We start from the raw sequence: 10,005 nt of genomic DNA, 5'->3' as shown, positions 1-10,005 counted from the left end.
TGCGGAAGGGTTGGGACCAGCACAAGGCCGACGTCATGTTAGGGTTGCTGCGCCAGAAGTTCCAAGCGCCGGACCTACGGGAACTCCTGCTCGCGACCGGCACCCAGAAGCTCGTGGAGGGCAACTCCTGGCACGATAACCAGTGGGGCTCGTGCGGTTGTGCTAGGTGTAAAGACAAGGGTAAGAACCTGCTGGGTCGGTTGCTTATGCAGGTCCGAGCCGAAATACAGGAGGCGTGATGACCATAGATAAAGCACCCCAAGGTGTGGTTTGCGAAAAATGCGGGCACCGCACAGTAGTTCCAGAGCTATGCTCAGAGTGGCGTAGTCGTGCAGATCCCATGGTCGGGGTATTCGTTTGCGGCATTCGACAGAACTACGAAACCGTGGTGGTTAATCCCGTGGAGTATAAAGCTAACTACATAGCGATGGACCATAGAAATGAACGCGAGTTAACTTTTGCACAACTACGTCGGGACTACGAACCACGATATTAACTTTGAGACGTTCCTTGCCAAGAAAACATAAGCATAGGATACGAAGCAAAACAACCAAGCAGGATTTTTACTCCCGGCGTGATGGCGTCGACTACATACCAGGCAACTGGCTCAAGCGACTAAAGTATTTGGCTTGGCGAGACCGCACCAAACGCTATTGGCGCGAGGTAGAAGAGGAAATCGTAGTACAAAAGGACACGTAACTATGCAAGCCACCATCTGTACCAAGCGATTTATCCATTGCCCGCATTGTGGACAAAGCGAACATCAAGTAGAGGGTTTGTTCCAAAACGCCTCGTACAATTTTGGGCCGTGGCGTTGTCATGAGTGCAACCACGAGTTTTTCGGTAAAGTCGTGGGCGACGCCATCGAGATAACTAAAATCGTGGAGTCTGACCGCGAGCCCATAGTCTGCCTGTTTCGCTTCCGAGATCTGTACCTTGTAGTCAAGGGTTACACACGACCAAAGAATTATGAACACGATTGGTACGATTACCTGTTCCACAGCCATCAATGTCCCGGAAATATTTTCCGTAGCGTAGCGGCGGTTTATTGCCCAGCCGACGGCGCAGACCCGCATGGTATCATTCGGTTTATCGCAGCGGTACCAGACGTTGAGCAAAAGATTAATGAGTTTTCTTTTAATCCGGACAAACAAGACGTAAATTGTGATACACTGGAAGGCTTGTTTCGGTATTTCTGCACCGATGGAACTGACGCACCTACCAACTGGCCCGAGCATCAGCGTGGGCTCTTGCCGTTTATTGCAGAACTACAAGATGCCTACAAAAAAGAAAAGTCAAAGAAGGCGTAACGTGATCGAGCCATTAGGGGTAAAGATTAATAAGTGGTGGATCGAACCTTACACCGACGTTCCACGAGAAGAACTCCTCATGCTGTTGGTGCTGAACCTTAGTGCCGACCGTATGGCCAGAATCGTAAAAGCACAAGAGGAGCGAGAACACGCTTTTCTCACGAACTTGGGGCAAATAAAATGCTAAACGAACGACCACCCGGTACCACTGAAACCATTTGTCCTGTGGACCAGACCCCTTGTGAGGGACAAGGAACGGACGAGCAGTGTGCTGGTTGTGTCGTCAAGCTCAAGGCCCTTGGCGTGCCGACTGAATTTATGCGGCGTGATGAGTACAAGCCCATTGGGGACGTCCTTAAACTCTACGACAAACTTAGCGGCACAAAATACTTCGTCGTGGACCATCGTTACGCCAACCAACAGGTTCGGTATCGTTTGCTCCAGTGGCTCGTGACCCAAACCATGACGCTGGAGGAAATTTCGGCCAAGAGCAACTTGTCGGTTCAGTACCTCACAGGCATCTGTCTGGGCAAGAGCGGCGTAACCTACAGCGACATGGCAAAATTAGCGAAGGCGCTGTTCGGTCCCAATACGGAACTGTTGGTTACGATGCACTGGATCGATTGTGGCTTTTCTATCTCGGAAGAAAATCCTTGTCCAGAGGACCAAGAGTGTGTAAAACTATTGGAGCAGGGACAACGCGACGGCACAGTGCCTGATAAGGTGTGGTGTACTGCTTGACATTTTAGTCATTATCCATTAATCTGTTACTGGAGGTGCAGTATGTCCAACTATAGAGTTGCGTTTGCCTACACAAGAACAGAATTGCTAGATAAGCTGGAGGAACAGCTTGTCGCAGCACTAAACCACCATTATTTACTATCGTTGTTAAAACTTTACGGCTTCACTCACTATCTTTTGAAACACTGGACGAATGAATACGAAATACATATCGTTAAGACAAAAGATGTTTTGTTGCATAAAGCTAAAATAAGCAATGCAGGAAAACTCCGCGCTCTACAAGAAATCGAAGATCGCGTCAACCACTACGACGACAAACTCCGCGATGCAGCGGTTCAGCATTTCTTAGGTGTATTCGGTGATGTCGTCGGACACAATACCAAGAAAATACAAAATTGGTTGACGACTGCCGATACTGACGCAGGGAAAGATGCTTTTTGGGCAAAGATTTACGCCTGGGCCGACGCAAATTTGAAAAGATGATAGTAGACAAAAACCGCAGGAGTTGTTATGTTTAGAACCGGTATGAGTAAAGGCACGTTGTACCTAGACGAAAACGTGCTTGACCTAGAACGCTTCTTGGTAGAGCGTAACTTCCGCGTTCGCCGGGTGCCGCCAGGGATGCCGGACGATCAGATTATTCAGGACCTCTTGACTGATCGTATCTTCATAACCAAGAACCCCCGAGACTTTTTGTTCGCCGCTCTGGACTACGAGTTTGGACTGATCGGCGTCACGGATGCCGCAATGTCGGATCCTGCTGGTGTCGCTTCCGTCATATCTAAAGTGCATGCACGCCTGTCACTAAAGACACGCATTCCGTTTAGTCTAACGGTAGGAGCGGGCGGGCGTACCCAGTTCAGAGAGTTGACCGAAATGGAAGCCGCTGAGTTTTTCGCCACGCAGAATAGAAACCGCCCTATCATTGACGACAAAATGGGCTGTGTGCACGAAGATTAAACTGAGGAGTCACCATCATGAACTTCACGGACCAACACCGAGATCGTTTTCTTGCTTTGCTCGACACTTTCGGCTGTGCCACTGACGTAAAAGAACGTCTGTGGCGAGATATAGAAGCCGCGTATCAAGAACCGCACCGCCATTACCACACGGCCCAGCACATTATCGAGTGTTTGGAGTTGTTCGATGCTTATTGCGCTAACAATCTGCCAAACAGAATGGTCGAGGATTGGCGACAAAAGATAGAAGCAGCAATCTGGTGGCACGACATCGTCTACCAGATAAACTTCAAAGCCATCAGCAACGAACGCCTGAGTGCTGCTTATGCGTTTTGGACTACCTACCATGATAGCCATGAGGTACATCTATTTATCTCAGCTTTGATCATGGCGACGGATCACACAACTGAGCTACGCAAAAATCAGGATACCCATTTCACCGACATTATAGCCGACATCGATCTCGCGATCTTGGGCGCAGAGCCAAAGCGATTTGCTGAGTACGAGAGTCAAATTGCCCTAGAGTACCAACACGTTCCAATGGCTCAATACCGCGAGGCTAGAGCCCGGTTCCTTCAGTACCTTTTGGACCGTCCCAAGATTTATCGCACAGATTATTTCCACGACTGCTTCGAGGCCAAGGCACGGGAGAACCTCACGGCACTGGTGGAGCATCTAAACATTCCACCGCGTCGCATTAATTACGAAGAGTACAAGGGTGCTGAGCTAGTTTTCGTTGGTAAGGACGTGTCAATTTTCCACAGTCGCGATGGAAAGAACGGCTCCATACGGCTTTTGGAAAAAGCTGATGCGATCTTGGAGTGTACTGGTGCGGACGCCCTGGTGGTTCCGCCCAGACCAAAAGGATTTGAGCGCGGGGACTTCTTGGTAGTGTCGGCCAAGAACATTGCGGTAGAGCCGGGCGGCTACCTGTACTTTGTATTCTTTCCCCACAACAAAGATAATGACATGTATCGATCCGTCGCCGACTTGCTACCGTCTATGCCGAACCTGCGTGTCGTCAAAGACCGGCATGGTGATTGGACGCGTGCTTTAGATGACGACTTTCTAAAAGGACAACCATGACACCGTGTGCCATCTACCCAGGCTCGTTTGATCCCATCACCAACGGGCACGTGGACATCATTCGACGTGCTGCACAACTTTTCGATACCCTGTACGTAGGCGTTGGCGTCAACTCGGCCAAACGCTACACCTTCGAGGAAAATGAGCGCGTCCGCATGGTGCAGCAGGCGTGTGGTGAAGTAGGGTTATCGGGCATCACGGTGCATTCTTTTGCTGGACTCGTCACCGATTACGCCAGGTCTATCGACGCCACCGTCATTGTTCGAGGGCTCCGCACCATCACGGATTTTGAATATGAGTTCCAGTTCGCCCACGTGACCAGGTGTCTCTGCCCCGAACTAGAGGTTGTGCTGTTGCCCACCACGGAGGACAATTCATTCGTCAGTTCGTCGCTGGTAAAAGAGCTAGCGAGGCACGGTTCTGCAGAACGCTTCGTGCCGAAGTGTGTGGTGCCGTGGCTAGGACGCTGTGGCCAATACGTAACGAGGTGACCCATGCCCCACCATCACCCAGAACTTGGTGATCTAGTAAGTAGTGTGTACACGCTCTGCGACGAGATGGAAGAGGGACCAAACCAGTGGTTAGTGGACTTTGCGGGTTGGTGCTTGGAGGAAGCGATGATGGTTCAGCAAGATAGCACACCAGAAGAGATCATCAAAGAGCAACTGGCCGAGTGGCTGAAGAATAGGGAAGAGCGATGAACCCAAAGTCTAGACGGTGCCACCACGACGAGCATGGTCCTCTACCCGAAAAGGCATTGGCACGGCTGCTTGACCGTGCAAAAGAACGACGCGGTACGCTGGACCACTACACCCACACATCTGCGTACGAGGAAGAAGCAGCACTTGCCCACGTCGCCCTCACGTTAGCCGATGCGGTTCCGGACGTCACCCTTACGACCGAACTAAATAGAATTCTGGCGGCCGAAGATCCCGACGTTACGGTGCGACGGCTGGCGCGTTTGGTCTACGCGTATGGTCTTAGGTTGCGGGTGTCGTTCGAGAAAATCCCTATCTCCTAAAAGTCTTGACATTTTAATCGGAACGCTGTAGATTGGGGAGTAGGAGGAGCGTCATGCCACCGATATATTGGGCGTTCACAAGCCATACGGCCCAGGATGACGATTTCCAGGCAAGCTGCATGGCCAGTGAGGTCGAAGGCTTAACGCCCGAAATGTTTTGCAATACACTCAGCACATTGTTTCCGAGGAACCCCCACGGTACTGATAGACAGTCGACCCATCGGTGAGGAAGAGTATCGCGCGTGGCGAAAAGAAATGAACCGGTTTTCTAAGGAACACTGTGACTATTTCTGGGGACGGCGGAAAGAACCGCCGACGTGGTGATGCATGGCCCGACGACTCAAAACTATCGCGCGGGACATTAACCAAACCCTTGGACACCTGGGATATGTCGCGCGAGTAGAACCCTGGTCCTACAACACCGACCGAAAAATCGGCAGGCTAGTCCATCCCTGTAAGGGGCGCAAAGGCAACCGGTTGGTCGTGTGGCTAAAGGGTGTCGATGTCTTGGTCCACAACTATATTGAACTGGGCTACGGGAATCCCATGCTGCGGAAGGGTGCGGTCGCGGCCCACCAGAGACAACGGCTTTTGATCCCGATGAACATGCGGGACGGTTCCCTGCTGTGTCGTGGCAAAGGAAATACCGAGTGGAACGAATCAGCACCCCACGGGGCCGGTCGGCTGATGGGGCGGGGCGATGCCAAACGGCGCCTCACGGTCGAGAAGTACGAAACCGCCATGAAGGGTATATTTACCACGTGTGTGGGGCGCGGCACCCTGGACGAAGCGCCCGACGCCTACAAACCCATGGACGAAATCCTAGCCCACATCGGCGACACTGTCGAGGTGCTGGACACCTGGAAACCGGTCTACAACTTCAAAGCAGGGACGTGATGGCAACCGCAACCATCTGGATTGCATTTACGCCTAGCGGCAAGATTTTGTCCGCCCACACGACAAAGCGAGCCGCGACAACGGCGACGCCCCCGGACGGTAAAACCTTACGGTACGTACACGCGGGCGTCGGGCACGTCGCCATGGCGTACTCACGCAAAGAGTACGTGGACAAAATACAGACCCATTTGACCGGTGCTTTACGCCACCACTATCTACTGCGGTTACTACAGCACGCTGGGCTGAAGCACTCGGTAGTGCGGCACTGGCGCGGCGAAATCGCGACACAGTCCAAAGAATTGGACGACGTGTTGCTCCACGCCATCGCGTTTAAGAATCGAGCGGCGGCGTGGCGGCAAGCCGTAGACGAAATGATGGAGGACGACAACCTGTGGGTTGTGCGGAAATGGTCTGTGCTGCATTTCGCCAAGGTCGTGGGGTTGACGAAACGGCAGGCAAAAGTACTGCTGGAAAATAAAGACGAAACCCTTTGGGCAACACAACAATTCATTGCAAAGATAGAGGAGCGCGAAAGCGTCAAGGTGCTGTAATGACGATCAAAGCAAAAACCAAGACGTGTGCTCACCGATGGGTCGTGTCGCTCATTGGTCTCGATACCTCTGAAGTCCTGTGCCTAAAGTGTCGGGTGCGTCATGACGTCCCGATGGACAAGGCGGCCGTTACGGCGTACAGACGCTATCTAAAAGGTGTACACAAAGAAACTACAGTACTACACCGGACGTGGCATACGCTGGAGCGCAAGTTCAAGGACGTCGAAACAGAAAAATGGAAGCTGTCCAACCGAGAACTCATGGACACGATAGAACACTGGGCCAAGAGACGTAAGGATGTCCATATCCTGACGGTGGACGACAGTTATTTTGCGTCGTCGTTCCTGGTGCTGGTGGAACACAAAACCGCCCACCAGTTTATGGGCGTGACGGCCCTGTTTATCCCGCAGTGTGCGCCCGGAAAACCAACCGAGTTCTTCCTCTACCCCTGCCACGCGGCACCACTGTATCGGTTGTTGCGGGGTCAGAAAACGTGGCGCAACGACAGCGTCAAAGCCATGATGGAGGACAAACCGCTACCTGAGTATCGTGCGGCGCAGAAAGAAGTTCTTCGTCTTTTCCGCGCACCGAAAGGGAAGAAATCATGAGCGGCATGACCTACGTTCGTAACCCTGGGGATTTACGGGAAGCGCTGGCCGCGATCCAGCACGCCATCTGGAGCCACTGGATGCGGTATTTGTTTACCAAAGGTACCGATAACCCAGACGGCTCATTTACGATCCCGGCAGACTCAACAGAACGGTGGAAACAGCAGCTCATTACCCATTACGACGTGCTGTCGGATAAAGAACGCGACAGCGACCGCGAGCAGGCCGACAAGGTGCTGGCGTTGCTTCGTTCACCCGAACTACTGCCCGAGTTGCGGCAACTCGTCGCCTCGGTAGAGAAACGATCTGCACCGTTTTGCCTGGACCACGAGCTAAGGGTCCTCCGTGCCCGAAACGACGTTGTGCAGGTACTTTATGAGGAGCGCACCCAGTTTGTCGTGGTGCGAGCAGAAGGCTCGGTAATTCGTGCTCACTCCCTTGGTTCCGACACCGTCAAGACCGATGCGTTGGTGTACTTCGACCGCGCACAGGTTTCTGAGCTTGACCTGGAATTGGTGATGGAAGGAACAACATTCTGGTACGTCGAGGCTCTGGAGGAAGACACATATAAGCGGCGTCATCGGTGCAGCCGCCTGATTTTCGTACCACCGTCGAAGGCATAAGAGAGTCTGGAGGTTGCCCGTGTACGACCACGAATGCGTTAACGCGGTGATCGAAAACATTAGGCGCTGCCCGAGTGCATGGACGTTCCTAGAACGCCGCGACATCGACGCCTTCGGTTTTGTGGTCGCGTTGCGGTGGGAAAATCCCGACGTCACGATACTCGTAACCCTACTGGTCATGCCCATAAAAGACAAGACGTTGGCCAGCTTGACCGTTAGACACCAAGGGCACATCACCGTCATTGAATGCAACGAAGAGGAAGCGACGAGAATGTCACAAGCGGTCGAGCACAAGGTAGCCGTAGAAAAGGACGCACCACACGTAGCAGCAGAGGACGTAGCCGCCATCTCGTTGGTCACGACCTTGATGAAAGATTGATTGGCGAAGGCGTAAGAAACAAACATAGGAGTACACACCATGATCACGGTGATGGGCAAACCAGCGGCATTTATCGGCGGCACCATGGTCGCGACCGAGGCACAGGACATGTCACCGTGTCGTTGCCATTTTTGTCACGAGCTACGAAAACCAGCCTTCATCATGATGGAGGACGAACGTCAGGATGGGTGCTACAATATCCCCAAAGGGTTCGTCTGCGCCGAGTGTGCCGAGACCCCCGAGGTAGTGGTGGAACTGTTGATCGCGGAACGCCGTACAGAGTAATCTGAGTTTTGATTGTAAAACCATCCTAGAGGTACTGTATGCCGCGTGTTTACGATGACGAGTGTTTCCTGTCTGATCAGTACGCCACCATCGTCCTCAACAGTAGTACTACCTGTACGTCCACCACAAAATTAACGATTTTCCAAGTGCATTGGGATCCCTGCGTTGTATATATTCAACGCGACGATGAAGACAAAATCAGCTACATATCCTTCAGGTGGACAACATGACGGACGAACGCCCCAAGGAAGCGACAGAAAACATTAAGGCGGCGTACGAAAAAGTACGTGAGCGGTGGAACGGCTTCACCCACTGGAATTATCGTGTCGTCCGCACGGTTGACCCTGAGGGCGAGGTGGAGTACGGTGTTTATGAGTGTTATTGGGCTGAAGATAGATTTATCAGCCGCACGGAAGAGCATGCCATATTGACCGACCGGATTGTACGCGAGAGGCTAAAGCAACACATTTACAAAGATGGTATGCCTAGAGGCTAGTGATGCAACGACAACCAGCAGGAACAACGGTACGCCGCACGTTCCCGCTATTATTCTGGCGACAGTGTAGTTGCTGCGGCCTAGAGTTTCGGCGGGAGTGGGGTTGGTGTTGCCCCGACGATTCTCTTGGCCGACGCCTTACACGAGGCACGGTTTACGTTTGCCGTAATTGTGCCCACGACCTAGCGACAGCCCAGCACCGCGTAACCCAAACGACGTCGCCACCCCGACCAGCCACAGGACCTAAGGGTCAAGGTCTACGCCTGGTCAAGTGATCGGCCAATCACGGAGAGATAACCATGAGTAACGAATTCAATTTGGAAGCGACGCTAGACCGACCGGAAGAGCGAAAAGCTTTCATCGCCAAGATCCGGGCAATGCTGCCCGCTCCCATGCGGTGCGTCCGGGAAGCCGAAACCGAAGCCGAGCGTGGGTTTCTACACATGAGTCGGACGGGACTGCACATTTTCGATGCACCCAAACACCAGGTTGACTACGCACCGGACCACCACATCTTGTTCACCGTCAAGGCATATTACATTGACTATACCGCAATCTTGGCACGAGCCCTTGCCCCGCTGTTACCCGAAATTCCGATGCGGGACCTATGCTTTAAGCTTGCGCTTCTTTTCCCCAACGGTCCCGCCGGTTGGGCAACCAAGAAAATCCGGTGCCCAAATTGCGGCCACACCATCACGCGGGTTCCAGCCGACGTCGGAGAGCAAGATTTACTGTTGGTCGCATGCGAGAACATGAACAGCTACCAGTTCTACGGCAGCGAGGCAGCAGAGGGACAAGAACCGCATTATGGCGACCTACAACATAACCCGCATGGACCCATCGTGTTCGAGTACCAGCCATCCGGGTGGCTGTGAGGGACCAAGCTATGCAGGACAAAGAAAACTGGCGCGGACAATTCCTCATTGACGTAGAGAACGCGATGGAAAAAGCCCGGTGCCTTGGCGCCCAAGAGGAACAGCTTTGGGCACTGCTACAGCAATTGATTGGCTTGGCACCCGAAACGTCAAAACACGACAAACAGTGGGCAC

General features: G+C 52.7%; 18 protein-coding genes. All 18 read left to right on the top strand.

Features of this window, described 5'->3' with window-relative positions:
* A partial coding sequence (locus PHI12_11940) for an NADAR family protein (GenBank protein ID MDD5511502.1) occupies positions 1-239 on the top strand: 239 nt, incomplete at its 5' end.
* A 271-nt stretch (positions 240-510) separates the two neighbouring features.
* Positions 511-699 (top strand): hypothetical protein, encoded by a 189-nt coding sequence (locus tag PHI12_11935; protein ID MDD5511501.1) that lies wholly within the window; start codon positions 511-513, stop codon positions 697-699.
* A gap of 152 nt (positions 700-851) precedes the next feature.
* Positions 852-1,310 carry a hypothetical protein gene (locus PHI12_11930; protein MDD5511500.1) on the top strand — a complete coding sequence of 153 codons (459 nt, stop codon included), beginning with the start codon at positions 852-854 and terminating at the stop codon, positions 1,308-1,310.
* Between the two features lie 180 nt (positions 1,311-1,490).
* Positions 1,491-2,051 (top strand): helix-turn-helix transcriptional regulator, encoded by a 561-nt coding sequence (locus PHI12_11925; GenBank protein ID MDD5511499.1) that lies wholly within the window; start codon positions 1,491-1,493, stop codon positions 2,049-2,051.
* 42 nt (positions 2,052-2,093) lie between these two features.
* Positions 2,094-2,534, top strand: coding sequence for a hypothetical protein (locus PHI12_11920; protein ID MDD5511498.1), 441 nt, complete (start codon positions 2,094-2,096; stop codon positions 2,532-2,534).
* Positions 2,535-2,561: 27 nt separating this feature from the next.
* Positions 2,562-3,011: a hypothetical protein gene (locus PHI12_11915; protein ID MDD5511497.1), complete on the top strand. Its 450-nt coding sequence runs from the start codon at positions 2,562-2,564 to the stop codon at positions 3,009-3,011.
* Between the two features lie 17 nt (positions 3,012-3,028).
* Positions 3,029-4,096, top strand: coding sequence for a hypothetical protein (locus PHI12_11910; GenBank protein ID MDD5511496.1), 1,068 nt, complete (start codon positions 3,029-3,031; stop codon positions 4,094-4,096).
* On the top strand, positions 4,093-4,587 hold the full coding sequence (gene coaD, locus PHI12_11905; protein ID MDD5511495.1) for a pantetheine-phosphate adenylyltransferase: 495 nt from the start codon (positions 4,093-4,095) through the stop codon (positions 4,585-4,587). The genes PHI12_11910 and coaD overlap by 4 nt, the downstream gene beginning before the upstream one ends.
* Before the next feature lie 3 nt (positions 4,588-4,590).
* The gene (locus PHI12_11900) at positions 4,591-4,797 is read left to right on the top strand and encodes a hypothetical protein (protein MDD5511494.1); all 207 of its coding nucleotides are present in this window, start codon (positions 4,591-4,593) and stop codon (positions 4,795-4,797) included.
* The gene (locus PHI12_11895; GenBank protein MDD5511493.1) at positions 4,794-5,117 is read left to right on the top strand and encodes a hypothetical protein; all 324 of its coding nucleotides are present in this window, start codon (positions 4,794-4,796) and stop codon (positions 5,115-5,117) included. Before PHI12_11900 ends, PHI12_11895 begins: the two co-directional genes overlap by 4 nt.
* 327 nt (positions 5,118-5,444) lie before the next feature.
* Complete coding sequence (locus PHI12_11890; protein ID MDD5511492.1) at positions 5,445-6,014, top strand: RtcB family protein; 570 nt, start codon at positions 5,445-5,447, stop codon at positions 6,012-6,014.
* Positions 6,014-6,565, top strand: a complete 552-nt coding sequence (locus PHI12_11885) for a hypothetical protein (protein MDD5511491.1) — start codon at positions 6,014-6,016, stop codon at positions 6,563-6,565. Before PHI12_11890 ends, PHI12_11885 begins: the two co-directional genes overlap by 1 nt.
* Entirely contained in the window at positions 6,565-7,173 is a 609-nt protein-coding gene (locus tag PHI12_11880; GenBank protein ID MDD5511490.1) for a hypothetical protein, read from the top strand. The genes PHI12_11885 and PHI12_11880 overlap by 1 nt, the downstream gene beginning before the upstream one ends.
* Positions 7,170-7,796 carry a hypothetical protein gene (locus PHI12_11875; protein ID MDD5511489.1) on the top strand — a complete coding sequence of 209 codons (627 nt, stop codon included), beginning with the start codon at positions 7,170-7,172 and terminating at the stop codon, positions 7,794-7,796. Before PHI12_11880 ends, PHI12_11875 begins: the two co-directional genes overlap by 4 nt.
* 19 nt (positions 7,797-7,815) lie before the next feature.
* Positions 7,816-8,175, top strand: a complete 360-nt coding sequence (locus PHI12_11870; protein ID MDD5511488.1) for a hypothetical protein — start codon at positions 7,816-7,818, stop codon at positions 8,173-8,175.
* A 39-nt stretch (positions 8,176-8,214) separates the two neighbouring features.
* The gene (locus PHI12_11865; GenBank protein MDD5511487.1) at positions 8,215-8,460 is read left to right on the top strand and encodes a hypothetical protein; all 246 of its coding nucleotides are present in this window, start codon (positions 8,215-8,217) and stop codon (positions 8,458-8,460) included.
* Between the two features lie 226 nt (positions 8,461-8,686).
* The gene (locus PHI12_11860; GenBank protein MDD5511486.1) at positions 8,687-8,956 is read left to right on the top strand and encodes a hypothetical protein; all 270 of its coding nucleotides are present in this window, start codon (positions 8,687-8,689) and stop codon (positions 8,954-8,956) included.
* Between the two features lie 299 nt (positions 8,957-9,255).
* Entirely contained in the window at positions 9,256-9,831 is a 576-nt protein-coding gene (locus tag PHI12_11855) for a hypothetical protein (GenBank protein MDD5511485.1), read from the top strand.
* The last annotated feature ends 174 nt before the right edge of the window (positions 9,832-10,005 follow it).

The sequence above is a fragment of the Dehalococcoidales bacterium genome, assembly GCA_028716225.1.
GTDB lineage: Bacteria > Chloroflexota > Dehalococcoidia > Dehalococcoidales > UBA5760 > UBA5760.
The sequence above is the reverse complement of the archived record's forward strand: the minus strand, read 5'-3'. Positions and strand labels throughout refer to the sequence as shown.

Excerpts from the sequence above, each read along its gene's own strand:
- PHI12_11925 (MDD5511499.1), top strand. The coding sequence starts at position 1,491 with ATGCTAAACGAACGACCACCCGGTACCACTGAAACCATTTGTCCTGTG.
- PHI12_11860 (MDD5511486.1), top strand. The coding sequence starts at position 8,687 with ATGACGGACGAACGCCCCAAGGAAGCGACAGAAAACATTAAGGCGGCG.
- PHI12_11915 (MDD5511497.1), top strand. The coding sequence starts at position 2,562 with ATGTTTAGAACCGGTATGAGTAAAGGCACGTTGTACCTAGACGAAAAC.
- PHI12_11890 (MDD5511492.1), top strand. The coding sequence starts at position 5,445 with ATGGCCCGACGACTCAAAACTATCGCGCGGGACATTAACCAAACCCTT.
- PHI12_11880 (MDD5511490.1), top strand. The coding sequence starts at position 6,565 with ATGACGATCAAAGCAAAAACCAAGACGTGTGCTCACCGATGGGTCGTG.
- PHI12_11895 (MDD5511493.1), top strand. The coding sequence starts at position 4,794 with ATGAACCCAAAGTCTAGACGGTGCCACCACGACGAGCATGGTCCTCTA.
- PHI12_11910 (MDD5511496.1), top strand. The coding sequence starts at position 3,029 with ATGAACTTCACGGACCAACACCGAGATCGTTTTCTTGCTTTGCTCGAC.
- PHI12_11875 (MDD5511489.1), top strand. The coding sequence starts at position 7,170 with ATGAGCGGCATGACCTACGTTCGTAACCCTGGGGATTTACGGGAAGCG.
- PHI12_11900 (MDD5511494.1), top strand. The coding sequence starts at position 4,591 with ATGCCCCACCATCACCCAGAACTTGGTGATCTAGTAAGTAGTGTGTAC.
- PHI12_11855 (MDD5511485.1), top strand. The coding sequence starts at position 9,256 with ATGAGTAACGAATTCAATTTGGAAGCGACGCTAGACCGACCGGAAGAG.
- PHI12_11885 (MDD5511491.1), top strand. The coding sequence starts at position 6,014 with ATGGCAACCGCAACCATCTGGATTGCATTTACGCCTAGCGGCAAGATT.
- PHI12_11920 (MDD5511498.1), top strand. The coding sequence starts at position 2,094 with ATGTCCAACTATAGAGTTGCGTTTGCCTACACAAGAACAGAATTGCTA.
- coaD (MDD5511495.1), top strand. The coding sequence starts at position 4,093 with ATGACACCGTGTGCCATCTACCCAGGCTCGTTTGATCCCATCACCAAC.
- PHI12_11865 (MDD5511487.1), top strand. The coding sequence starts at position 8,215 with ATGATCACGGTGATGGGCAAACCAGCGGCATTTATCGGCGGCACCATG.